Below are 24,069 nucleotides of genomic sequence, written 5' to 3' on the forward strand. Positions count from 1 at the left end.
GGGGCGGGGTGGAGGGAGGTTGGGCGGGGATCAGCAGCCGGGAGCGTCGGGGTCTTCGGTGCAGGTGTGGTCGACGAGGGCGGTGTGGGCCTCGTAGATGCGGATGGCGTGGGGTGGGCTGGTGACGGGAAGGGTGCCGTCGAGGGGGAACCACCCGGTGCCGAGATCGACATCGGCGGTGTAGTGGACGGTGACGGTGGTGATGTACTCCCCGCGGCGCTCGTAGACGTGGCTGGTGTCCGTGGGGGTGAACGCCGCCTGACCGAGAGCGGACCACGTCGCACCGCCGCGGGAGCGGGTGGCGGAAGTGCCGTCGCCGTAGTCGAAGGTATACGCCGAGGGCGTGAAGCGGACCGTCACGGGCGCTCCGAGAATCGTGCCCTCCCGGGTGTGCGCAGATGCCGTGGCGACGAAGTTCGCCGGACGCCCCGCCACCCCGAGGCTCGAAGGCTCGGCCAGAGTGGTCGGGGGCGCGGGGGCAAAGCTCGCGAGGTCGGAGATCGTGACCTCGGGGGCGCCGGATGCCGGTGCGGGCACGGCGTCGATGCGGATGAGGCCCTTGCGGCAGTCCTCGCGGATGACGTTCGTGCAGATCGGGCGAGTGTCTTCGGGTTCTGCGGGTCGCGACGGATTCGACGTACCGCCGGGTGTCGCGGGGCCGCCCGGGGACTTCGGGCCTTTCTGGTCGCCGGTGATGGTGACGGACGAGCCGTCGTTCGAGCCGCACAGATTCGCCGAGGCAAGATTGGAGTCACACCCCGCGGATGCTGGTGCGGCGGGGCTGCCCACCAGAACGAGTCCCATCACGAGGGCGGCAGCGCGCGTCAACATGTCGCATCCACCGCTGCAGTCGACTCGGATATTGCCCATGTGTCGCTGTGCGCCAGAAGGGTGATGCGCAAAGCTACGTGTGCCGCTCGATCGGTAGGAGTGACGTCCTGTCCGGTCTGGTCCAGCACGCGTGTGCCCGAGACATCCAGGCACGCGATTGCGATGACCCGCGGACTCGGTGCGAGAACCACTTTCTCCTCGACGAAGGAAGCCACGAGGCCGTCGCCGTCGATCGTCAGACCGCGGTCACGGAGCTCGTTCCGCGCATCCGTGTCCCCTTCGAGTGCAAGCCCGGTCAAGTAGTCACGCGGATCGGCATCCGATTCTCCCCGTCGCTCCGCGTTGACCGCTTCGTTGTACTCCCGGTACACCTCCTCCGCGGCGGCGAACGCCGCTTCCTCCGACGCGAAAAGCGAGGTGGGTGTGGGTTTCGGTTCTGGGGAAGCGGAGCATCCGCCTGTCGTCATGAGAGCCGTGAGCGTGATGAGCGCGACGGAGAAGAGCAGTGTGCGGCGGGGGGAGGGCGGGATCACGGGCACACGGTAGCTCGAATCCGAGCGCATCCGCCGGAGTTATCCACAGGGCAGGGTCACCCCCCGATGGTCCCTCGGACGGCCTCGTGCGAACGGCAGGCGGCGTCGGCAAATGCAGGCGATCTCGGCGCGTGCACGCCTGCACATGGCCGTCGTACCTGCAGATGGCCGCGGCGGAATCGGCCCCCGAACTCGAATCGGGTCAGGCGCGGGGGAGCCAGACGGTGACGATCAGCCCGCCGTCGGGGCGCGGGGTGAGCACGAGCGAGCCGTCATGCGCCTGGGTGATCCGCTCGGCGATCGCCAGCCCCAGGCCGGCGCCGGCATGATCGTCGCTGCGCGTGCGGTCGGCCCCGCGCTGGAACGGCTCGATGAGGCTCGCCAGCCGCTCGGACGGAACGGTCGACCCGGTGTTCTCCACCACGAGAGCGACATTCTCGGGATACTCGTGCACCCGCACCGCGACGCGGCCGCCGGAAGCCAGATTGTGCACGATCCCGTTGTGCACCAGGTTTGCGATCAACTGTTGCAACAGCGCCGCCGACCCGCGCACACCGGTCTGCGCGACGCCACTGTTCGACGGCAATACGGCACCCTCGCCCACCGCGTCCGCACCGCGGTTCGCCCCACTCGGTCCGGCGGCTGCCCCGCTCGGATGCGCGACGGTCTCGCCGACCTCGACCGCCACCGCGCGGCGATCGGCCAGGGGCAGCAAGGTCTCGACGGCCTCCTCCGCCGCCAGCGACAGGTCGACGTCCTCGCGCGTGAAGGCGCGGCGCTCGGCGCGGCTCAGCAGCAGCAGCGCCTCGGTCAGCTCGATCGCCCGCGCGTTCACCTCGTACAGCCGTGCGATGAGGGCGTCGGTATCGCGGTCGGGGTCGTTGCGGGCCACCTCGAGCAGAGCCTGCGAGATCGCCAGCGGTGTGCGCAGCTCGTGCGAGGCGTTCGCGGCGAACCGCCGTTGCTCGTCGACGTGCGCTTCGAGTTGGGCGAGCATCCCGTCGAACACGTCGGCGAGGTCGCGGAACTCGTCGCGCGCACCCGGCAGCGCCACCCGGTGCGACAACGAACCCCGGGCGGCGAGTTGCGCGGCGGCGCCGATGCGCGACAGGGGCGACAGCATCCGTCCGGCGAGCAGCCATCCGCCGGCGAGTCCCAGCACGAGGAGGCCGATCATCGCCCATGTCGCGACGGGCGCGAAGGCGCGGAGCAGATCGCCGCGGTTCGGAACCCGCACGTCGGCGACGATCTGCACGTCGGGCACGTAGCGCAGCAGGAACAACCCGACCACGGTCAGCAGCACCGCTCCGGTCCCCGCGACCACCGCCGCGTAGCTGAGCGCGAGCTTGAGACGTGCGCTCAGGCCTCGGCGCCTATCCACCGAGAGCATCCGCTCCGACATCCGCCCCGGCCCTGACTCCCGCGCCACTCCGCGCATCCGTCCCTGCCGGCGCCCGCCCGTCAGCAGGCCCTCCGACGTCGATCCGATATCCGACCCCCGGCACCGTCGTGATCGCCCACGGCTCACCCAGCCGCTTGCGCAGCGACGACACGGTGATCCTCACCGCGTTGGTGAAGGGGTCGGCGTTCTCGTCCCAGGCGCGTTCGAGGAGCTCCTCGGCGCTCACCACCCCGCCCTCGGCGTCGACGAGCACTTCGAGCACCGCGAACTGCTTGCGCGTCAGGGCGATGTAGTGCCCGTCACGGTAGACCTCTCGCCGGAACGGGTCGAGCCGCAGTCCCGCGACCTCGAGAACGGGCGGCCGCGCACGCTCTCTGCGGCGGGCGAGGGCACGCAGCCGCAGCACCAGTTCGCGCAGCTCGAACGGCTTGGTGAGGTAGTCGTCGGCGCCGAGCTCGAACCCCGACGCCTTGTCGTCGAGGCGGTCGGCCGCCGTGAGCATGATGATCGGGATGCCGCTGCCCGACGCGACGATCGCGCGGGCGATGTCGTCGCCCGATGGACCGGGGATGTCGCGGTCGAGCACGGCGACGTCGTACTGGTTGATGTCGAGCATCTCGAGGGCCACGTGCCCGTCGCGGGCGATGTCGGCGGCGATCGCTTCGAGCCGGAGCCCGTCGCGCACGGCTTCGGCGAGATAGGGCTCGTCCTCGACGATCAGTACACGCATGGCAGCGATCCTACGCAGCGACGCATATCGCGAACGTATGCGAAACCGCATACGCCCGGGCAACGCCGCGCGCGGTGCAGTGGATGCATGCACCGCACCACCTCCCCCCTCTCTTCCCGCGCCCGTCGACTCGTCTGGGGCGCGAGCGTTCTGATCGTTCTCGCGCTCTGCGGGTTCGCTCTACAGCAGTCGCTCGCGGCCGCCACCGACATCTTCCCCGCCACCTCCGACACCGGCGCGGCGGGCTCGGGCGCACACCCTTCGACGACCGGATCCGGCTCGGTCGCCGCGCCGACCGAGGCCGACGGCGTCATCCGCGACGGCGACCAGCCCACCCCCTTCGACACCGATCGCGTCGCGGTGGGCAACCTCGACCCTGCTCTGCTCGAGGCGCTGCAGCGCGCGGCATCCGATGCCGCCGCCTCCGGCGTCTCGATCGTCGTCAACAGCGGATGGCGGTCGGCCGCGCTGCAGCAGCATCTGCTCGACGAAGCGGTGGCGACCTACGGCTCGATCGAAGAGGCCGCGCGATGGGTCGCCACCCCCGAGACGTCGCTGCACGTGTCGGGCGACGCGGTCGACCTCGGCCCGCTCCCCGCCATCGACTGGCTCACCCAGCACGGCGCCGACTACGGTCTCTGCCAGACCTATGGCAACGAAACGTGGCACTTCGAGCTGCGGCCGGATGCCGTCGCCGACGGGTGCCCCGAGAAATACAGCAACCCGTCCGAGGACCCGCGTCTGCAGGGCTGAGCGCGGCGGGTGCGCGTCCGCGTGACGCCGGGCTACAGCCGGTCGACCGCCGTGACCTCGACGACGGCGGTGCCCGCCTCATCGGATGCCGCGAGGTCGACGGTCGCCGAGATGCCCCAGTCGTGGTCGCCGGCGGGGTCGTCGAGGATCTGGCGGACGGTCCACGAGTCCGCGCCCTCGGTGATCATCAGCAATGCCGAGCTGCGGGCGTCGGGCCCCGTGAGGATCTCGTCGTGGTCGGCGAAGTAGCCGTCGAGCGCGGTGTTCCAGGCATCCGCCCCGAACGCGGGGTCGAGGTCGGCGAGGGTCTCGACGTCTTCGCGCGCGGCCAGCTGCACGCGGCGGAACATCTCGTTGCGCACGAGGATGCGGAACGCGCGCACGTTGCTCGTGAGCCGCTTCGGCGCCGGCGGCACCACGTCGTCGACGCCGTCGACCCGGCCGTTGTCGACCCCGGCGCGCAGTTCCTCCCACTCGTCGAGCAGGCTCGAGTCGACCTGGCGCACGAGTTCGCCGAGCCACTCGATGAGGTCGCGCAGGTCCTCCGACTTCAGGTCTTCGGGGATGGTCTGGGAAGCCGCTCGGTAGGCATCGGAGAGGTAGCGGAGCACCACGCCCTCCGAGCGGGCGATCTTGTAGTACGCGACGTATTCCCCGAACGACATGGCGCGCTCGTACATGTCGCGCACCACCGATTTCGGGTGTAGCTCGAAGTCGCGGATCCAGGGCTGCGCCGCGCTGAAGGTCTCGAACGCGGCGCCCAGCAGCTCGTCGAGCGGCCGCGGATAGGTGACCTGTTCGAGCAGTTCCATGCGCTCGTCGTACTCGATGCCCTCGGACTTCATCGCCGCGACCGCTTCGCCCCGAGCGAGGAACTCCTGCTGGCTCAGCACTGCGCGCGGGTCGTCGAGCGTCGACTCGACCACCGAGATCATGTCGAGCGCGAACGAGGGCTGGTCGGGGTCGAGCAGCTCGAATGCGGCCAGGGCGAACGGCGACAGCGGCTGGTTGAGGGCGAAGTTGGGCTGCAGGTCGACCGTGAGACGGATGCCGTCGTCGGTCTGCTCGACCACCCCGGATTCGAGCAGCGTGCGGAAGATGCCGATGGCCCGGAGCGCGAGTTCCCGTTGCCGGGAGCGGGGCTCGTGATTGTCGTATACGAGCGAGCGCATATTCGCGAACGCGTCGCCGCCGCGGCCGATTACGTTCAGCATCATCGCGCTCGTGATCTGCATGTGCGAGGTGAGCTTTTCGGGCTCGGCGTCGATCAGCTTGCGGAACGACGGCTCGCCCCACGACACGAATCCGTCCGGGGCCTTCTTGCGGATGATCTTGCGCTTCTTCTTCGGGTCGTCGCCCGCTTTGCGGATCGCTGCGAGGTTCTCGGTCTCGTGCTCCGGAGCCTGGGCGACGACGGTTCCCGCGGTGTCGTAGCCGGCGCGACCCGCTCGCCCGGCGATCTGATGGAATTCGCGGGCGTTCAGCTGACGCATCCGCGTGCCGTCGAACTTGGTGAGAGCCGTGAGCAGCACGGTGCGGATGGGAACGTTGATGCCCACGCCGAGCGTGTCGGTGCCGCAGATCACCCGCAGCAGACCGCGCTGCGCGAGCTGCTCGACGAGCCGACGGTACTTCGGCAGCATGCCGGCGTGGTGCACGCCGATCCCCGCCCGTAGGAACCGGGAGAGGGTCTTGCCGAACGCGGTCGTGAATCGGAACGCCCCGATGAGGTCGGCGATCGCGTCGCGCTGTTCCCGCGTCGCCACCTTCGTGCTCGACAGCGCCTGAGCCCGCTCCATCGCGGCAGCCTGCGAGAAGTGCACGACGTAGATCGGCGCCTGGCCGGTGTTGAGCAGGTCGTCGATCGTCTCGTGGATCGGCGTCTGCTCGTAGAAGAAGTGCAGCGGCACCGGGCGCTCGACCCCGGTCACGGTCGCGGTGTCGCGGCCGGTGCGGCGGGTGAGGTCGGCGGCGAGGTCGGTCACGTCGCCGAGAGTCGCCGACATGAGCACGAACTGGGCCTGCGGCAGTTCGAGCAGCGGCACCTGCCACGCCCACCCGCGATCGGGGTCGCCGTAGAAGTGGAACTCGTCCATGACGACCTGGCCGACCTCGGCATCCGACCCCTGGCGCAGCGACAGGTTCGCCAGGATCTCGGCCGTGCAGCAGATGATCGGCGCATCGGCGTTCACCGCCGAATCGCCGGTGACCATGCCCACGTTCTCGGCGCCGAAGACGTCGACGAGCGCGAAGAACTTCTCGCTCACGAGCGCCTTGATCGGCGCGGTGTAGTAGCTGCGTCGACCGGCGAGCAGTGCGGCGAAGTGCGCACCGACGGCGACCAGAGACTTCCCCGTGCCGGTCGGGGTCGACAGGATCAGATTGTTGCCCGAGACGATCTCGATCAGGGCCTCGTCCTGCGCCGGGTACAGCGTCAGACCTGTGGACTCCGCCCATTCGACGAACGCCGTGTAGACGGCATCCGCATCGGATCCGTCGGGCAGGGTGGTCGGGTCGAGGAGCGATGCCATGGTGCTTCGATCATCCCACCCCGGTGCGGGGTCGCGTCGCCGTGGAGGTACGGCAGCCGGGTGATCAGACCGCGGTGGCGGCGCGCAGCGCGATGCGGATCATGTCGCCGAAGGTCTGCTCGCGCTCCTGGGCGGTCGTCTCCTCGCCCGTGACGATGTGGTCGCTCACGGTGCAGATCGCAAGAGCGCGGCGGCCGTGGAACGCGGCGAGCGTGTACAGGCCGGCGGCCTCCATCTCGACGCCCAGGATGCCGTGCTGCACGAAGGCCTGCGTGAGCTCGGGCCGCGTGCTGTAGAACTGGTCACTCGAGAACAGCTGCCCGACGTGCACGGTCGAGTCGAGCTGCTCGGTCTCGGACGCCTCGACCGCCGCGCGCAGCAGAGCGAAGTCGGCGACCGGGGCGTAGTCGAGGCCGTGGAACCGCACGCGGTTGATGCCCGAATCGGTGCTGGCGGCGTTCGCGATGACGATGTCGCGCACCTTCAGCTTCTCGGTCAGGGCGCCGCACGACCCGACGCGCACGATGGTCTGCACGTCGTACTCGGCGAACAGCTCGTGGGCGTAGATCGCCATCGATGGCTGCCCCATGCCCGACCCCTGCACCGACACCCGGTGGCCGTTCCACGTGCCGGTGTAGCCCAGCATTCCGCGGGTCTCGCTGTAGAGCTCCGCGTCGTCGAGGAAGGTCTCGGCGATCCACTTCGCCCGCAGCGGGTCGCCGGGGAAGAGGACGATGGGGGCGATCTGGCCGGGCTCGGCCGCGATGTGCGTGCTCACCATGCCAATGTACCGACACGCGCTTCGCGGAGAAGTGGCGATGCTGCACGGGGTTTGACATCATCGGAGCGCTGCTGCGGCAACGACGCCGTACGAAAGGAACGACCATGTCCGACCAGATCTTCACCTTCGCCGCGCTCGCGCTGTACTTCGCCGGCATGCTCCTCATCGGCTGGATCGCCTTCCGCCGCACCTCGGACCACGAGGACTACGTGCTGGGCGGACGCAACCTGCCGCCGTGGGTCGCCGCGCTCAGCGCTGGAGCATCGGACATGTCCGGATGGCTGGTGATGGGCCTGCCCGGCGCGATCTACGTCTCGGGACTCATCGAGGCCTGGATCGCCATCGGCCTGACCATCGGCGCATACCTCAACTGGCTGCTCGTCGCCCCGCGTCTGCGCGCTTACACCGAGGTGTCGCGCAACTCGATCACCGTGCCCAGCTTCTTCGAGAACCGGCTGCGCGACGGCACGCGCCTGCTGCGCATCCTGTCGGGCGTGGTCATCCTCGTCTTCTTCACCCTCTACATCTCGTCGGGCATGGTCGCCGGCGGGGTGTTCTTCGAGAGTTCCTTCGACGGCGACTACCTCACCGGCATGCTGCTCGTCACCGGAGTGACGCTCGCGTACACGCTGTTCGGCGGCTTCCTGGGGGCGTCGCTCACCGATGTCGCGCAGGGCCTGATGATGGTGATCGCGCTGATCGTGGTGCCGGTCGCCGCGGTCGTGGCGGTGGGCGGCCTCGGCGAGACCGGGTCGCTGATCGCGGAGGTCGCGCCCGACCACCTCTCGCTCCTCGGCGGCACGGCGCTGACCGGCGGCACGGTCCTGGCGATCGTGTCGGCCCTCGCCTGGGGTCTCGGGTACTTCGGGCAGCCGCACATCATCGTGCGATTCATGGCGCTGCGCAGTCCGCAAGAGGCGAAGAGCGCCCGCCGCATCGGCATCTCGTGGATGGTCGTGTCGCTCGCCGGCGCCGTGTTCTCGGGCCTCGTCGGCATCGCGTTCATCGCGCAGCGGGGCATCGATCTGAGCAACCCCGAGACGGTGGTGCTGCTCATGTCGCAGACGCTGCTGCATCCGTTCGTCGCGGGCCTCGTGCTCGCGGCGGTGCTGGCGGCGATCATGAGCACCATCTCGAGCCAGCTGATCGTCACGTCGTCGGCACTCGTGGAGGACCTCTACCGCGTGTTCCGCAAGACGCCCCCGTCGAGCGCCCGACTGGTGCTGCTCGGACGCGGCGCCGTGCTCGTCGTGGCGGTCATCGCCGCGCTGCTCGCCATCACGCCGAACGACACGATCCTCGGCCTGGTCTCGTTCGCGTGGGCGGGGTTTGGCGCGGCGTTCGGCCCCGTCATCCTGCTGAGTCTGTTCTGGCGCCGCCTCACCAATTGGGGTGCGCTCGCCGGGATGTTCGTGGGTGCGGCCACCGTGTTCCTGTGGAAGGCGCTCGGTACCGACCTCTACGAGCTGCTCCCGGCCTTCGTGTTCGCGTTCGTCGCCGCAGTCGTGGTCAGCCTGGCGACGCACCGCCCGAACGCCGAGATCGACGAGGAGTTCGTCGCCGCATCGGAGATGATCGCGGTCCCGCGGCCGCGGACGGTGACCGAGACTCCGTGACCCACGGGCCCACGGCGGTGACAGCGCCGTGGGCTCACTCCTCGACGAGCTCGCCGCGGATGCGGCGGAGGTCCTCCATGAGCGAACCGATGAGGATCCAGTGCTGCGACGACGGCGGGCGGATCACGAGGGGCGACGTCAGCGCCGGGATCGCCGAGGTCAGTGCATCGGGTTCGGGCGCGACGTCGGCGATCTGCACCGCGAGGCGCACGTCATGACCGGCTCGCCGCAGCTGCTCGGCGATCGCGATGACCGCCGGTTCTTCGCCGATCGAATCGTCGTAGTGGTCGGCGTACGCCCGCGTCATGCCGATCACCTGCGTGACGATCGGCGACAGGCGCTCCATCAGGGCCCGCATTTCACGCAGATCGGCGCGATGGGTCGATCGGCGCGGGTTGAGGGTGAGCGACTCCTCGCCCGCGGCGATCGCGGCATCGGCGGCATCCTTCATCGGCCGGAGCAGCCGCGCTTCGAGCATCAGCTCCTGCAGCCGGGCCGGTTCCTGCGGCCGGGGCAGGGCGTCGGCCAACCGGTCGAGGCTCGCCGCGAGCTCGGCACCGAGCAGGCCGAGCTGACGCCGCGCGGGTCCGACGAGGACGGGTGGCACGATGAGGGCGTTCACGACGATGCCGATGACGACGCCGATCAGCGTCTCGACGATGCGGGCCAGCGCGTATTCGGGACTCGACGAGCCGAGGGCCAGCACGAGCATGGCTGAGATGGCGACCTGATTGCCGGTGCCGGGGGAGGCGCGGAAGACCCAGGCGACCAGCATCGCGACGACGATCGCGAGCAGCACGATCCAGCTCGGAGAACCGAGCAGCAGTCCGAGACCGACGGCGATGATCACGCCGGCGATCACGCCGATGCTGCGTTCCAGGGCCTTCGACAGCGACTGGTTCACGCTGGGCTGCACGACGAGGAGCGCGGCGATCGCGGCGAAGACCGGAAGCTGCGAGGGGAACACCCACCCCGCGACCAGCCATGCCGCGATCGTCGCGGCGGCCGACTTCACGACCTGGAGCAGCGGCGAGCGCTGGGCGACGCGGATCGCGGCGGGTATGCGCATCCCTCCACGGTAGCCGGGCGGATGCTCGTGTTCCCGCCCCTTGCGCTCTGCCGCTTCCGTCGGTTCGCCTCGGATGCGGAGTGCCCCGAGTGCCCCGGTCGCGCGCGCGTCTCGCAGCTCTGCAGGATCCCGCACGCATCCGCAGACGGGCGCGCGAGATCGTGCTGATGTGCGGCGCGAGGTCCCCTCCTCGCCCTCCGCGAGCCCGTGGGGTCGGAATCGACGGAAATCGCGGTACACCGGCGTAACACAGTCGTGATTCGATGTACTCATGGATCAGAGCGACCGTCTCCGCGGGGAGACGGTCGCCGTCTGGACGACGGTCGTCTGCTTCCTCCTGGGCGCGGTCGCAGCGCTCGCCGTGCTCGGACCGGCTCCCCGTCCGCTCATCGGAACCGGCGCGCTCGCCCTGCCCGCGGCGACGATCGCCGGGGTGATCGCGGGCGGCGCCTTCGTGGTCAGCACGCTCCGCCACCGCCGCGGCGAGACGCGCCCGATGCCCCGCTGGCAGAAGGTCGTCACCGATGTCTCGTCGATCGCGCTCACGGTCGCCTTCGTCGGGGTCACCGGCTTGGGAGTGCTGCTGGGCATGCAGGTGCTCGCCATCGGACTCCAGGGGCTCGAGCTCACCACCGTCGGCGGTGCTCTCGTCACCGGCTTCGCGGCCGCGGTCGGCGGTCGGTTCGCGTTCGCGGCGGGCATCGGCCTGCGCACCGCCGACCTGTCGAGCATCCTGTTCGGCTACCTGGTGATCGGCACGCTGTTCGCCATGGTCACGGCGGCCGATCCGCGCTGGTGGGAGATCAACTTCTCGCAGCTCGGCATCGGCGACGACGCGTGGGCCTTCAACGGAACGCTGATCGTGGCGGGGGTGCTGGTCGGCACGGTCGGCGCCTACATCGGCCGCGACCTGCACCGCGTGCTCGGCGATCCCGCGCTGGGGCGCATCGCGATCACGTCCGGGCTGTGGATCGTCACGGGCTTCGGCCTCGCCGGGGTCGGGCTGCTGCCGCTGCACCGGTTCCCCGAGGCGCACAACATCGTGGCGCCGGTCACGCTGCTGCTGTTCGCGGCGTCGATGACCATGACCGCGGTGATCGTTCCGGGCGCACCGCGCGCCCTCACCATCACCACGATCGGGGTCGGCGCGCTCGTGGCCGTCGCGTTCGTGCTGTTCGCCGTGTTCGGACTCATCACGATGACCGCACTGGAGGCGATGGCCGTGGGGCTCGGACTGCTGTGGATGACGACGCTCGTGCGCGTGCTCGCGATCCTCTCGCCCGACGTGCCGCGGGCGTCGCGGCGCGCGCATCTCCTACACGGATGACCGAGGGCGCGAGCATCCGCGCTCGGACCGCCGGTGTCAACCCCTTCGCACGGATCGGGTCCCCGGGTTCGAATGGGTATCCGACCTACAAGGAGGAGAACACCATGGCGCAGATCATCGAAACCATCGACGTGGACGTCCCCGTTAACACGGCTTACAACCAGTGGACGCAGTTCGAGAGCTTCCCGCAGTTCCTCGACGAGGTCGAGTCGATCACGCAGATCGACGACACCCACAACCGCTGGAAGGTGAAGGTCGGCGGAGTCGAGCGCGAGTTCGACGCCGAGATCACCGAGCAGCACCCCGACGAGCGTGTCGCCTGGAACAGCATCGGCGGAGACACCGAGCACGCCGGTGTCGTCACGTTCCACAAGCTCTCCGACATCGAGACCCGTGTGACGGTGCAGATCGACTGGGAGCCCGAAGGCATGCTCGAGAAGGTCGGCTCCCTAGTGGGTGCCGGGTCGCACGCGGTCAAGAAGGACCTGAAGAACTTCAAGGAGTTCATCGAGAGCCGCGGCGCCGAGACCGGTGCCTGGCGCGGCGACGTCGAGGCCTGACCCCTCGGCCCGTCGCGGGCCGTCCTCAGCTGTTCGAGCCACCCCCTCCCGCTCATGCCGGAGGGGGTGGCTCGCGTATAAGGCGGGTGCGGGGCGGAAGATAGGGAATCCGTCGGATGCCGGGGCGGGGCCTCAGAGCGTTGGGTAGGTCGTACAGACAGAGGAGATGTCATGTACGAGACCCTTCACGCCACGCAGGTCGTCGCCGAGCTGGAGCGCGCGCAGCTCGATCGGATGGCCGAGCGTCGGCGCTTCCTGCACGACAACGCGGATCGCATCGTTCCTGCGGCCCCCGGAGTATGGGGGCGGATGCTGCAGCGCATCCGGCGCGCTCGCCGCGTACCGGCCGCGGGGGCGGCGGTGGCCGTGCAGCACTCGCGCGAGCCGGTCGCGGCACGGTGAATCCGATCGTCGCGCTGCGGTCGCCCGGCACCGCGCCCCGGGCTGTGGAACGCGCCTCCGACGTCGGCGGCACCTGGCACGATGAGAGCATGTCCTCCTTCGCCGCGAACACCCCGATGGTCGGGCGCGACGCCGAGCTGGCGTTCGTGCGCCGGTTGTTCGACGGCGCGGCGGACGGTGCGGCGGTGGGGGTTCTCGTCGACGGCGAGGCGGGCATCGGCAAGTCGCGGTTGCTCCGCGAGTTCGCGGCGGGTGTGGCCGGGCGGGCCGACGTGCACGTGGGGTGGTGCCTCGACCTGGGGCCGGCGCGCACGGCGTACGGACCGCTGACCGCGATCCTCCGGTCGATCGTCGCGTCCCTCGGCGTCGACCGGGTGCGCGCGAGCGTGGGGATCGGGGTCGAGGCGCTCGCCATGCTGCTGCCCGAACTCGCCGACGGGCCGGTCGATCGCTCGCTGTCGAGTCCCGACCGGCTGCGCGATGCCATCGCCACGCTGGTCGAGACGGCGGCCGAGACGGGGCCCCAGGTCCTGGTGATCGAAGACCTCCACTGGGCCGACGAGTCGACCCTGGCCCTGCTGTCGTTCCTGCTGCGAACCCTGGCTCGAGGGCGCATCCTGCTGCTGCTCAGCTGCCGCAGCGATGACGTCCGTCGGGGTGATGCGGTAAGCCGCTTCCTCGTCGAGGCCACCCGGGCGCGCCTCCTCGAGCGCGTCACCCTCGACCGGCTCGACGTCGAGGCGGTGCGCGAGCTCGCCGAGCAGCTCACCGGCGAACCCCTCTCCGACAGCGCGCTCGCACGTATGCAGACGCGGGCCGAGGGCGTGCCGTTCTTCGTCGAGGAGCTCGCCGACTGCTCGACCGGACCCCTGCCCGACGGGCTGCGCGACGTGCTGCTCACGCGCTTCGACCGATTGGGCGACGACGCGCGCCATGTCGTACAGGTCGCGTCGGGGGCCGAGCGCCCGCTCGCGCATTCGCTGCTCGCCGACCTCGCTGCCCTCCCCGAGATGCGGCTCGACGCCGCGATAAGGGAGGCTGCGCGCAGCGGCATCCTCGTGGTCGAGAACGACCTGTATCGCTTCCGCCACGCGCTGCTGCGCGAGGCCGTGCACGACGACCTGCTGCCGGGCGAGCGTGCGCGGTTGCACCGTACGTACGCCGAGGCGCTCGAGGCGCGGCGCGACGGCGCCGAGCTGATCGACACGGCGTCGCTCGCCCATCACTGGCAGCTCGCGCAGGACGAGCGACGCGCACTCATCGCCGCGATCGATGCGATGCGCGACGCGAAGGCTCGCTTCGCCTTCGCCACGGCCGCGCGGTTCGGCGAGCTCGCGCTGTCGCTGTGGCCGCACGTGTCCGATGCCGACGAGGCCGCAGGCATTCCTCACGTCGACCTGCTGCAACTCCTCGGCTCGGTGCTGCGCAACGCGGGTGACGGTGAGCGGGCACTCGCAGTCGTCGGTGCGGCGCTCGCCGAGATCGAACCCGACTCCGTGCCGCCGCGGCTGCACGCCCGGCTGCTTCGCGACAAGGCGCAGTACCTCGCCAACCTCGGCCGCCCGGGGGCGATACCTCTCACCGAGCAGGCGCTCGAAATCGTCGATGACGGGGTCGACGACGATGCGCTGCGTGCCGTTGTGCTCAACCAGCTCGCAAGTCGGTACATGGTGGCCGGTCGCCTGCACGACGCCCTCCGCACCGCCGACGAGGCACACCGTGCGGCCCAGCGGGCCGGTGATCCCGATCAGCTGTCGATCGCGGCGAACGTGCGCGGTGTCTCGTACTCGCACCTCGGAGATCTCGAACGGGGCATCGCCGAGTTCGACCGGGCCCGGGAGCTGGCCCGCAGCTCGAACGCTGAGCTGCGCTACCGCGTCAACTACTCCGACGCGCTCACGCTGCTCGGCCGCTACGACGAGGCCATCCGCATCGCCGAGCAGGGTCTCGAACGCGCCCGCTCGCTGGGCGTGGGGCGCAGTTCGGGGTCGATCATGATGCAGAACATGTCGGTCGCGCTGTTCGAGCGCGGCGAGATCGCGCGAGTCGACGAGATGATGTCGCGTGACCACCGTCAGGGGGCGCTGCGGGTCTTCCGCATGTACTCGAGCATGACCAGGGTGCGGGCGCTCGCCTGGCAGGGGCGTGCCGACGAGGCCACCGACATGCTCCGCGAGTGGGCCCCGGCATTCCGCGAGACGGGCGAAACCGAGCGGCAGATCTGGTACGACCGCATCACGATGTCCGTCGCGGTCGCCGAGAGTGCCGACGACCCGGCGGGGGCGCTCGCCGAGATCGTCGGGATGCTCGACGACCCCGGTCCCGTGCTGCTGCACCAGCGGCGTCTGCTGCTGCAAGCCGGCGCGATCATCGCCGAGCTGCGGGCCCGCGGCGACGACACGAGCGCCGTCGCACGGCGGGTCGAGGCGGTCTGGGCGGCGCAGCCGCCGCAGCTGCGTGAGGAGGACGACGCGTGGTCGGTCATCCTCCACGCCCTCCTGAATCCGAGTGTCGCGTCGCTGCGGCAGGCGACCTCGGCGGCCGACGGCGAGAACGTGCCCGTCACCTTCCGGGTGGTCGTGCGGCTCGAGCACGCACGGCTGCTCGTTCACGCCGGCGACCGCGCCGAGGCCGCGCCGGTGCTCGCCGAGGCGCGACGCCTCGCCGACGCGCTCGGGCATGCCCGGCTGCGCGAAGCCGTGTCCGCGTTCGCCGCGGCGGCCGGCATCCGCGACACAGCATCGGCAGCGTCCGCGCCCGCCCGCCCGGGCGGCGACGTCGTCGCGCTCACCGCGCGCGAGCAGCAAGTGCTCGACCTCGTCGTCGAGGGGCTGAGCAACCGGCAGATCGGAGAGCGGCTGTTCATCAGCGTCAAGACGGTGAGCGTGCACGTGTCGGCGGTGCTGCGCAAACTCGGAGTCAGCACGCGCACCGAGGCCGCCGCAGCGGCACGACGGCGCGGTCTCGTCGCGATCGCCGGGTGACCGGGCACTCCCGGTCGGTCTGTCGGCTGGGCGTGATACCGTGACCTCAGCCCCGCTCTGGGGATCCCGACGTGCAATCTGCATCGAGGGCAGTCCACTCGCGTCGATCGACGCCCCTATTCGTGCTCGCCGGACGATTCGGTGCAGCGCCCCGGTCGCGTACATGCGGCCAGCTCAACAGAAAGAAGAAACACATGGCCACCGGCACTGTGAAATGGTTCAACTCGGAGAAGGGCTTCGGCTTCATCGCTCCCGATGACGGCTCGGACGACCTCTTCGCCCACTACTCGGCGATCACCGGCAGCGGCTTCAAGGAGCTGCGCGAGAACCAGAAGGTCGAATTCGACGCCGAGCGTGGCCCCAAGGGCATGCAGGCTGCGAACATCCGCGCCCTCTGATCCTTCGTGATCGAACAGCCGGCCGGCCCTTCGGGGCCGGCCGGTTTTTTCATCCCCTCACACCCGCTCCCTTTGCTTCCGTCCCGCCCACCGGCCCGTCCCTTCCACCCGCCCCCTCTGCTCCCGTCGCACTTTCTGTCGCCTGACCGCCCGCCATGCGACAGAAAGTGCGACGGGAGCTGAGAGGGAGTGAGGGGAAGGGGAGAGAGGGAGGAGGGGGAGGGGGCGAATTGAGGATTGCCTTACTTCGGGTTACATTAGGTGAGCCTTACCGAAGCCGACGCTGTCTGCGTCGCAGCCCTCCACCCGAACAGATGGGACCATCCGTGCGCTCTTCTCGTCTCCTCGCCCTCGGCGCCGCCGCGGCCCTCGCGCTGAGCCTCTCGGCCTGCGCCTCCGCCGCACCCGAGAGCGACGCCGCCTCCGACGCCAACCCCGCCTCCGACGACGCGTTCCCCGTCACGATCGAGCACGCGTTCGGCGAGACCACGATCACCGAGAAGCCCGAGCGCGTCGCCACCATCGCCTGGGCGAACCACGAGGTCCCCCTCGCGCTCGGCATCGTTCCCGTGGGCATGAGCAAGGTCACCTGGGGCGACGACGACGACAACGGCATCCTGCCCTGGGTCGAGGAGAAGCTCGACGAGCTCGGCGGCGAGGCCCCGGTGCTCTTCGACGAGACCGACGGCATCGACTACGAGGCCGTCGCCGACACGCAGCCCGACGTGATCCTCGCCTCGTACTCCGGCCTGACCGAGGAGGAGTACGACACCCTCTCGAAGATCGCACCGGTCGTCGCCTACCCCGAGGTCGCCTGGGGCACCTCGGTCGACGACATGATCGAGATGAACTCGAAGGCGCTCGGCCTCGAGGAGGAGGGTCAGGCCCTCATCGAGAAGGTCGACGCCGAAGGCAAGGCCGCGCTCGAGGCCACCCCTGCACTCCAGGGCAAGAAGGTGCTCTTCGCCTACCTCGACCCGTCCGACCTCAGCCAGGTCGGCTACTACACCGCGACCGACACGCGTCCCGGCTACCTGCACGACAACCTCGGCCTGCCCTACCCGGCACTCGTCGAGGAGAGCGTCGGCAGCACCAAGTTCGACCTGACGGTCAGCGCCGAGGACGCGGCGAAGTTCGACGACGTCGACCTGTTCGTCACGTACGGCGACGACTCGCTGCTCGCGACGCTGCAGGCCGACCCGCTGCTCTCCAAGATCCCCGCCATCGCCGAGGGCCGCGTCGCGATCCTTCCGAACTCCACCCCGATCGCGGCGTCCGCCAACCCGTCGCCGCTGTCGATCTCGTGGGGCATCGACGACTACCTCGCGCTCCTCGCCGAGCCGCTCGCCGGCTGATCCGCCCGTCCGCATCAGCGGAGTGAACAGCACGTGACCTCAGTGACAGCCCTCGCGCCGGCCGCCGCAGATCTGCGGCGGCCGGCGCTGGCGCGCATCACCTGGCTCCTCGTGGGGCTCGGGGTGCTGGTCGTGCTCAGCATCCTGTCGATCTCGTTCGGCGTGCGAGCCGTGTCGTTCGACGACATCGTCGCGGCGCTCGGCGGCCAGACCGACACGATCGAGCAGGCGGCCATCGTCAAGCGCATCCCGCGCACGGTGCTGGCGCTGCTGGTCGGGGCCGCGCTCGCCCTCTCGGGCGCGACGATGCAGGCGGTCACGCGCAACCCGATCGCCGAGCCGGGCATCCTCGGGGTCTCGAACGGCGCCTCGCTCGCCGTCGTACTCGGCATCGCGTTCTTCGCGCTGCACGACCCGGTCGGGCAGATGGCCTTCGCGATCGTCGGCGCGGCGGCTGCGGCGGTCTTCGTGTACACGGTCGGCTCGCTCGGGCGCGGCGGGGCGACCCCGCTCAAGCTCGCTCTCGCCGGCGCGGCGACATCAGCCGCGTTCGCCTCGCTCATCAGCGCGGTCATGCTGCCGCGGGTCGATCTGCTGCAGACCTTCCAGTCGTGGCAGGTCGGCGGCGTCGGCGGCGCCGAGTGGTCGCGCATCGCCCTGACCGCGCCGGTGCTCGCGGTCGGCGCGCTCATCTGCCTGGTCAGCGCGCGCGGCATGAACTCCCTCGCACTCGGCGACGACATGGCGAAGGGTCTCGGCGAGAACGTCGGCCGCACGCGCATGATCTCGGCCCTCGGCGCGGTGGTGCTCGCCGGCGCCGCCACCGCGATCGCGGGTCCGATCGGCTTCGTCGGCCTGATCATCCCTCACGTGTGCCGCATGCTCGTGGGCACCGACCACCGCTGGCTGCTGCCGTTCTCGGCTCTCGCCGGCGCGGCCCTCCTCACCGCGAGCGACATCGTCGGCCGGGTGATCTCGCCGTCGTCCGAGGAGATCCAGGTCGGCATCATCACCGCGATCATCGGCGCCCCGTTCTTCATCTGGATCGTCCGTCGTCAGAAGGTGCGTGAGCTGTGAGCACGACCGAGCACCCCGTGTCCGCCGAGCACACCCTCGACCGCGACGGCGAGACCGCCGCCCACCGCGTCGCGCGCATCGTCGCCGGACGTCGGGCGCGTCACCGCCGGCACGCCGTCGCGACGATCGTCCTCGCGGTGCTCGTCTTCGCGCTCTTCGCCGTGGCCCTCATGTTCGGCAACACGTTCTACACCCCCGACCAGATCGTCCGCGTGATCCTGGGCGAGACCGTGCCGGGGGCATCCTTCACGGTCGGCGACCTGCGCCTGCCGCGCGCGATCCTCGCGATCCTGGTGGGCCTCGGCTTCGGCATGGCCGGCGTCTCGTTCCAGACCCTGCTGCGCAACCCGCTCGCTTCGCCCGACATCATCGGCATCTCGAACGGAGCCGGAGCGGCGGCGGTGTTCGGCATCGTCGTGCTCTCTCTCAACGGGCCGGTCGTCTCGCTCTTCGCCCTCGGCGGCGCGGTCGTGACCGCCCTCGCCATCTACCTGCTGTCGATCAAGGGCGGCTTCGCCGGCACGCGACTGATCCTCATCGGCATCGGCATCGCGGCGATGCTGCAGAGCCTCATCTCGTACATGCTCTCGCGCGCGGCCAACTGGGACATCCAGGTCGCGATGCAGTGGCTCACCGGAAGCCTCAACAACGCCTCCTGGGAGCGCGTGCTGCCGATGCTGATCGCGGCCGCCGTGCTGGTGCCGCTGATGCTCTCGCAGGGGCGTGCGCTCGGAGCGCTGCAGCTCGGCGACGATTCGGCGTCGGGCCTGGGGGTGCGGGTCACGCTCACGCGACTGCTCTTCATCCTCGGTGCAGTCGGGCTGCTGGCGTTCGCGACCGCGGCCGCCGGACCGGTCGCCTTCGTGGCCTTCATGGCCGGCCCGATCGCTGCGCGCCTCACCGGACCGGGCGCGAACCTGCTGGTCCCGAGTGCGCTGGTGGGGGCGGCGCTCGTGCTCGGCGGCGACCTCATCGCGCAGTTCCTGCTCGGCACCCGCTACCCGGTCGGCGTGGTCACCGGCGTGCTCGGCGCCCCGTACCTGATCTACCTGCTCATCCGCACCAACCGCTCGGGAGGATCGCTGTGACCGTCTCGCACAGCCTGTCGGCCGAGGGCGTCACCCTCGCGTACGGCGACCGCACCATCATCGACGGCCTCGATCTGTCCATCGCTCCCGGCAAGATCACCACGATCGTCGGTGCGAACGGATGCGGCAAGTCGACGCTGCTCCGGTCGCTCGCCCGCCTGCTCTCTCCGAACGCGGGACAGATCGTCCTCGACGGGAAGTCGGTGCACTCGCGCCCGACCAAGGAGGTCGCCCGCATCCTCGGCCTGCTCCCGCAGTCGCCGGTCGCGCCCGAGGGCATCGCCGTCGCCGACCTCGTCGGTCGCGGACGGCATCCGCACCAGAAGGCGCTCGCCCGCTGGAGCGCCCACGACTACGAGGTCGTCGCCGACGCCCTCGACGCCACCGGGATCGCCGACCTCGCCGACCGCAGTGTCGACGAGCTGTCGGGCGGACAGCGGCAGCGCGTGTGGATCGCGATGGCCCTCGCGCAGGAGACCGACATCCTGCTGCTCGACGAGCCGACGACGTTCCTCGACGTCGCCCACCAGGTCGAGGTGCTCGACCTGCTCACCGACTTGAGCGTCGCCCGCGGCACCACCATCGTGATGGTGCTGCACGACCTCAACCTGGCGGCGCGCTACGCCGACGAGCTCGTGGCGATGAAGGAGGGGCGCGTGCACGCGATCGGGGCCCCGGCCGAGGTCGTCACCGCCGAGCTCGTCGAAGAGGTCTTCGGCCTCGCCAATCAGATCACCATCGATCCCGTCTCGGGCAAGCCGATGGTCACACCCATCGGGAGGCACCATGTCCGCTGACACCGCGACCACCGAGAAGCCGGCCTATGTGCTCGCCCGCGCCGAGGTGCGGGGCGTCGAGCGGGTGTCGCCGAACTTCGTGCGCGTCACGTTCGGCGGCGACGAGCTCGACGAGTTCGCCACTCCGGGGAACGTGTTCGACGCGCGCATCAAGCTCATCTTCCCGCCGGCCTCCGGCATCCTGCCGCCGCTCGACCGCGACACCGACGACTGGTGGGGGTCGTACCTCGCCGTGCCGGAGGACGAGCGCGGCTCGATGCGCACCTACTCGGTGCGCGATCTGCGGGTGTCGGATGCGGGCACCGAGGTCGACGTCGACTTCGTGCTGCACCTCGCGCCCGGCCTCTCGGGCCCCGCGTCGCGCTGGGCGAGCACCGCGTCGATCGGCCAGGAGCTGTTCCTCATCGGTCCGCGCCGCGGACGGGTGGGCCTCGGCGGCGTCGAGTACGCGCCGGGTGGGGCATCCTCGGTGCTGCTCGTCGGCGACGAGACGGCCGCGCCGGCCATCGCCCGCATCCTCGAAGACGCCCCCCGCGACCTGCGCGGATGCGCGTTCATCGAAGTGCCGGAACCGGCCGACGCTCTGCCCATCGACGCCCCCGCGGGGGTCGAGGTGCGGTGGCTGCCGCGCGCCCAGGGCGAGGCGCACGGGTTCGAGCTGATCCCCGCGGTGCTCGCCCATCTGGGGGACGACGACGCGGGCGACGAGATCCGCGTGAAGGACATCGACGGCGAGGATCTGCTGTGGGAGACGCCGGCGTACTCGGCCTCGGGTGAGGAGATCGCCGTGGCGGATGCTCCCGCCGACCGGTACTTCTGGATCGCGGGCGAGAGCGGCGTGGTGACCACGCTGCGGCGTCACCTCGTGAAGGACCTCGGCATCGACCGCGGGCAGGTGGCCTTCATGGGCTACTGGCGCCGCGGCGTCGCAATGCGCGGCTGACGCGGCGACCGCTCGCGGGCGAGCGGGCCGGCGGGCCGGCGAGTGGGCTCGCGAGCGGGCGAGAACGGAGACGATCGCGGGCGTCGGCGGGGTGTCGGGCCCCGACGCGCCGCGCGCGTCCCGCTTCGTCTGCGTTTCGAGATCCACCGACACGGAAAGGGCCCGGCGCGACGCCGGGCCCTTCGCGTGCGGCTTACTTGGCGAGGAAGCTCTTCAGTGCGGCGTTGACCTCGTCGGCGTGCGTCCAGAGCAGGCCGTGCGGGGCGCCTTCGACCTCGACGTACTCGGCCGCGGGGACGGCCTGGTGGAAGCGGCGCGCGGTGGCATCGATCGGGAGGATGTTGTCCTTCGTGCCGTGCAGGATCAGCGTGGGCTTCGCGGCGGCGGCCACGGCCTCGACGTCGGCGCGGAAGTCCTCGATCCACGACGGGACGACGGCGTAGGCCGCGACCGGAGCGCTGCCGACCGCGACGTTCCAGCTGCCGGTGACGGCCTCCTGGCTGATGCGCGAGCCGAGGTTCTCGTCGAGGTTGTAGAAGTCGTTGTAGAACTGCGTGAACCACGCGAAGCGGTCGCCCTTCGCGGCGGCGGCGATGCCGTCGAACACGTCCTGCGGAACGCCCTCGGGGTTGTCGTCGCGCTGCACGAGGAAGGGCTCGAGCGAGGCGAGGAATGCCAGCTTCGCGACACGCTCGTGGCCGTAGCGGCTGACGTAGCGGGCGAGCTCGCCGGTGCCCATCGAGAAGCCGACGAGCACGACGTCGCGCAGGTCGAGGGTCTCGAGCACGGTGTTCAGGTCGGCGGCGAAGGTGTCGTAGTCGTAGCCGCTGTTCACCTTCGACGACCCGCCGAAGCCGCGGCGGTCGTAGGTGATGACGCGGTAGCCCTGCGCGAGCAGTTCGCGGGTCTGGCGCTCCCAGCTGTGGCCGTCGAGCGGGTAGCCGTGGATCAGGACGACGGGCTGACCCGAACCCTGGTCTTCGTAGTAGAGCTCGATCGGGGTGCTGTTCTCGTTTCCGACGGTGATGTAACCCATGATCCTGATCCTTTCGGTTCCGGTGAGAACGATCGTTCTCGCTCGATGTGTCCAACATAGAGAACGTTCGTTCTCATGTCAAGTAAACTTCTGGACATGACCGAAGACGACGCTCGCGAGCGCATCCTCGCCGCCGCGGAGGAGCTCTACTACCGCAAGGGCTTCGCCGCCGTCGGCATGGATGAGCTGCGGCAGGCCGCCGGCGTATCGCTGCGTCGGCTCTACGCACTGTTCCCCGCCAAGACCGACATCGTCGCCGCGGTGCTCGCGCGCCGGCACCGCGAGTGGGAGAGCGGCTTGCAGGCGGCGGTGACGGATGCCGGAGACGACGCGCGCGCTCGACTCCTTGCGGTCTACGGGTACCTCGAGGACTGGTTCTGCTCCGACGGGTTCCGCGGCTGCGCGTTCATCAACGCGTTCGGCGAGCTCGGGGGGACGAGCCCCGAGGTGGCCGAGATTGTGCGGGCGCACAAGGCCTCGTTCCAGCAGTACATGGCCGATCTCGTCGCGCGGAGCGGCGGGTCGAGTGCGCTGGCCGCACAGCTGTCGATCCTCGCCGAGGGTGCGCAGAGCACCGCCGCGATCTCGGGCGACTCGTCCGCCGCCGTGCAGGCGCGGGGGGCTGCCGAGGTGCTGGTGGATGCGGCGATGGCCGCCTGAGGCATCTGCCCGTCGGGGCTCGCGCGGCGAGCCACCGGCTGTGTCGCGAGACACCACGCGCGAGGTGGGATTCCGCGATCGAAGCGGGGTTTCGCGATCGAAGTGGTGCTTCAGCGGCGCACGTCCATTAGCTAGCCAAGCTAGAGGATAGCCTGGCGAGAGTCAAGGGGATGGGCCAGCACGCAAGCGGCGCGTAGCGTGCCCGCATGGAGACGCAGACGAAGACCCCGACGACGGGCATCGCCCGACAGAGCCTCATCATCGCCGCCGCCGTGTTCATGCTGATCGCGGCCGCCGTCGGTGCCGGCGCCTTCGGCGGAGCATCCGTCGACGACCTGCAGGACGGCGCCCTCTCGGCCCAGGGCTCGTACCTCGCACCCGCCGGCCCCGCCTTCTCGATCTGGTCGCTGATCTACGCCGGTCTGCTGGCGTACACGGTCTGGCAGGCACTGCCCGCGCAACGGACGGATGCCCGGCAGCAGGCCGTCGGCGGATGGATCGCCCTCTCGATGGTGCTCAACGGACTCTGGCTGGTCACCGCGCGCTACCTCACCCTGTGGCTGACCGTGCTCGTGATCGCCCTGCTGCTCGCGACCCTCGCTCGGGTGATCGTGCTGCTCGGCCGCTTTCCGGCGAAGAACCTCGCCGACCGCATCCTTACCGACGGCGCCAACGGCCTGCACTTCGGCTGGGTGACGATCGCGACCGTCGCGAACGCGGCGGCGTGGCTCACGCAGATCGCCCCCGCGAGCTGGGCCGAGGCGGCGGATGCCTGGGCGATCGGCGTGCTCGTCGTCGTGCTCGTGATCGGTGTCACCGCCGCCCTGCTCACCGGTCGTATCGCCCCGGCGCTCGCAACCGCCTGGGGGCTGGCCTGGCTCGCCGTGGGGCGGTTCACGGATGCCCCGGAGAGCGTGCCGACGGGCACCGCCGCGATCATCGTCGCGGTGCTCCTCGTGGCCGCCGGGGTGGTCGCCGTCGGACGCGCGCGGGCCCGCGCGCACTTCTGACGCGCCGGTCCGCGCCGGGCCGCGCGCCGTGGGGCTCGGTCGGCGCGTGACCATAACTCAGGACCGACGGCTGCTGCCTGCCCCGGCTGCCGCGTCGTTCCGGGGGTAGGCGGCGGGGCGAGGACCGTGGGTCCTGAGTTGTGGCGGCGCGACCGAGGCGGGCGAGTCGGCGCGCGAGCGGAAGGC

22 protein-coding genes are annotated in these 24,069 nt (G+C 70.3%); 14 read left to right on the top strand and 8 right to left on the bottom strand.

Going from position 1 to position 24,069, the window contains the following annotated elements; translation table 11 throughout:
* Positions 1–30: 30 nt before the first annotated feature.
* The 4 genes from AC3A3J_RS00900 to AC3A3J_RS00915 all read right to left on the bottom strand — a co-directional run bounded on the left by AC3A3J_RS00900 (position 31) and on the right by AC3A3J_RS00915 (position 3,496).
* Entirely contained in the window at positions 31–831 is an 801-nt protein-coding gene (locus AC3A3J_RS00900; protein WP_487670474.1) for a hypothetical protein, read from the bottom strand.
* Positions 825–1,364, bottom strand: a complete 540-nt coding sequence (locus tag AC3A3J_RS00905; protein ID WP_487670475.1) for a hypothetical protein — start codon at positions 1,362–1,364, stop codon at positions 825–827. The genes AC3A3J_RS00900 and AC3A3J_RS00905 overlap by 7 nt, the downstream gene beginning before the upstream one ends.
* Positions 1,365–1,566: 202 nt before the next feature.
* Positions 1,567–2,754: a sensor histidine kinase gene (locus AC3A3J_RS00910; protein WP_487670476.1), complete on the bottom strand. Its 1,188-nt coding sequence runs from the start codon at positions 2,752–2,754 to the stop codon at positions 1,567–1,569.
* Positions 2,738–3,496 carry a response regulator transcription factor gene (locus AC3A3J_RS00915; protein WP_487670477.1) on the bottom strand — a complete coding sequence of 253 codons (759 nt, stop codon included), beginning with the start codon at positions 3,494–3,496 and terminating at the stop codon, positions 2,738–2,740. The genes AC3A3J_RS00910 and AC3A3J_RS00915 overlap by 17 nt, the downstream gene beginning before the upstream one ends.
* A gap of 87 nt (positions 3,497–3,583) precedes the next feature.
* On the opposite strand from AC3A3J_RS00915, the gene AC3A3J_RS00920 reads away from it, so the two are divergent.
* Positions 3,584–4,249 (top strand): M15 family metallopeptidase, encoded by a 666-nt coding sequence (locus AC3A3J_RS00920; RefSeq protein WP_487670478.1) that lies wholly within the window; start codon positions 3,584–3,586, stop codon positions 4,247–4,249.
* Positions 4,250–4,281: 32 nt separating this feature from the next.
* Here AC3A3J_RS00920 and AC3A3J_RS00925 read toward each other — a convergent pair whose 3' ends face one another.
* Both AC3A3J_RS00925 and deoD read right to left on the bottom strand, forming a co-directional pair.
* Entirely contained in the window at positions 4,282–6,780 is a 2,499-nt protein-coding gene (locus tag AC3A3J_RS00925) for a DEAD/DEAH box helicase (RefSeq protein ID WP_487670479.1), read from the bottom strand.
* Positions 6,781–6,844: 64 nt separating this feature from the next.
* Entirely contained in the window at positions 6,845–7,558 is a 714-nt protein-coding gene (gene deoD / locus AC3A3J_RS00930) for a purine-nucleoside phosphorylase (RefSeq protein ID WP_487670480.1), read from the bottom strand.
* A 107-nt stretch (positions 7,559–7,665) separates the two neighbouring features.
* Between deoD and putP the strand changes: the two genes are divergently transcribed.
* Complete coding sequence (gene putP / locus AC3A3J_RS00935) at positions 7,666–9,177, top strand: sodium/proline symporter PutP (protein WP_487670481.1); 1,512 nt, start codon at positions 7,666–7,668, stop codon at positions 9,175–9,177.
* A gap of 34 nt (positions 9,178–9,211) precedes the next feature.
* On the opposite strand, the gene AC3A3J_RS00940 is transcribed toward putP, so the two are convergent.
* Complete coding sequence (locus AC3A3J_RS00940) at positions 9,212–10,246, bottom strand: FUSC family protein (protein ID WP_487670482.1); 1,035 nt, start codon at positions 10,244–10,246, stop codon at positions 9,212–9,214.
* 271 nt (positions 10,247–10,517) lie between these two features.
* Between AC3A3J_RS00940 and AC3A3J_RS00945 the strand changes: the two genes are divergently transcribed.
* The 10 genes from AC3A3J_RS00945 to AC3A3J_RS00990 all read left to right on the top strand — a co-directional run bounded on the left by AC3A3J_RS00945 (position 10,518) and on the right by AC3A3J_RS00990 (position 21,177).
* Positions 10,518–11,573: a DUF998 domain-containing protein gene (locus AC3A3J_RS00945; RefSeq protein ID WP_487670483.1), complete on the top strand. Its 1,056-nt coding sequence runs from the start codon at positions 10,518–10,520 to the stop codon at positions 11,571–11,573.
* A gap of 104 nt (positions 11,574–11,677) precedes the next feature.
* Positions 11,678–12,133 (top strand): SRPBCC family protein, encoded by a 456-nt coding sequence (locus AC3A3J_RS00950; RefSeq protein WP_314648952.1) that lies wholly within the window; start codon positions 11,678–11,680, stop codon positions 12,131–12,133.
* A gap of 171 nt (positions 12,134–12,304) precedes the next feature.
* Positions 12,305–12,535 (top strand): hypothetical protein, encoded by a 231-nt coding sequence (locus AC3A3J_RS00955; RefSeq protein WP_487670484.1) that lies wholly within the window; start codon positions 12,305–12,307, stop codon positions 12,533–12,535.
* Between the two features lie 89 nt (positions 12,536–12,624).
* The gene (locus AC3A3J_RS00960) at positions 12,625–15,519 is read left to right on the top strand and encodes a helix-turn-helix transcriptional regulator (RefSeq protein ID WP_487670485.1); all 2,895 of its coding nucleotides are present in this window, start codon (positions 12,625–12,627) and stop codon (positions 15,517–15,519) included.
* A gap of 194 nt (positions 15,520–15,713) precedes the next feature.
* Positions 15,714–15,917, top strand: a complete 204-nt coding sequence (locus AC3A3J_RS00965) for a cold-shock protein (RefSeq protein WP_412956401.1) — start codon at positions 15,714–15,716, stop codon at positions 15,915–15,917.
* A gap of 326 nt (positions 15,918–16,243) precedes the next feature.
* Positions 16,244–17,272, top strand: coding sequence for an iron-siderophore ABC transporter substrate-binding protein (locus AC3A3J_RS00970; protein ID WP_487670486.1), 1,029 nt, complete (start codon positions 16,244–16,246; stop codon positions 17,270–17,272).
* A 33-nt stretch (positions 17,273–17,305) separates the two neighbouring features.
* Positions 17,306–18,349, top strand: coding sequence for a FecCD family ABC transporter permease (locus AC3A3J_RS00975; RefSeq protein WP_487670487.1), 1,044 nt, complete (start codon positions 17,306–17,308; stop codon positions 18,347–18,349).
* Positions 18,346–19,437, top strand: a complete 1,092-nt coding sequence (locus AC3A3J_RS00980; protein WP_487670488.1) for a FecCD family ABC transporter permease — start codon at positions 18,346–18,348, stop codon at positions 19,435–19,437. Before AC3A3J_RS00975 ends, AC3A3J_RS00980 begins: the two co-directional genes overlap by 4 nt.
* Positions 19,434–20,234 carry an ABC transporter ATP-binding protein gene (locus tag AC3A3J_RS00985; RefSeq protein WP_487670489.1) on the top strand — a complete coding sequence of 267 codons (801 nt, stop codon included), beginning with the start codon at positions 19,434–19,436 and terminating at the stop codon, positions 20,232–20,234. Before AC3A3J_RS00980 ends, AC3A3J_RS00985 begins: the two co-directional genes overlap by 4 nt.
* Positions 20,224–21,177, top strand: coding sequence for a siderophore-interacting protein (locus AC3A3J_RS00990; RefSeq protein WP_487670490.1), 954 nt, complete (start codon positions 20,224–20,226; stop codon positions 21,175–21,177). Before AC3A3J_RS00985 ends, AC3A3J_RS00990 begins: the two co-directional genes overlap by 11 nt.
* Before the next feature lie 193 nt (positions 21,178–21,370).
* Here AC3A3J_RS00990 and AC3A3J_RS00995 read toward each other — a convergent pair whose 3' ends face one another.
* On the bottom strand, positions 21,371–22,213 hold the full coding sequence (locus AC3A3J_RS00995) for an alpha/beta fold hydrolase (protein ID WP_487670491.1): 843 nt from the start codon (positions 22,211–22,213) through the stop codon (positions 21,371–21,373).
* 96 nt (positions 22,214–22,309) lie between these two features.
* Between AC3A3J_RS00995 and AC3A3J_RS01000 the strand changes: the two genes are divergently transcribed.
* Both AC3A3J_RS01000 and AC3A3J_RS01005 read left to right on the top strand, forming a co-directional pair.
* Positions 22,310–22,873 carry a TetR/AcrR family transcriptional regulator gene (locus tag AC3A3J_RS01000; protein ID WP_487670492.1) on the top strand — a complete coding sequence of 188 codons (564 nt, stop codon included), beginning with the start codon at positions 22,310–22,312 and terminating at the stop codon, positions 22,871–22,873.
* A gap of 206 nt (positions 22,874–23,079) precedes the next feature.
* Positions 23,080–23,883: a tryptophan-rich sensory protein gene (locus tag AC3A3J_RS01005; RefSeq protein WP_487670493.1), complete on the top strand. Its 804-nt coding sequence runs from the start codon at positions 23,080–23,082 to the stop codon at positions 23,881–23,883.
* The last annotated feature ends 186 nt before the right edge of the window (positions 23,884–24,069 follow it).

The sequence above is a fragment of the Microbacterium sp. Soil_N32 genome (assembly GCF_057655505.1).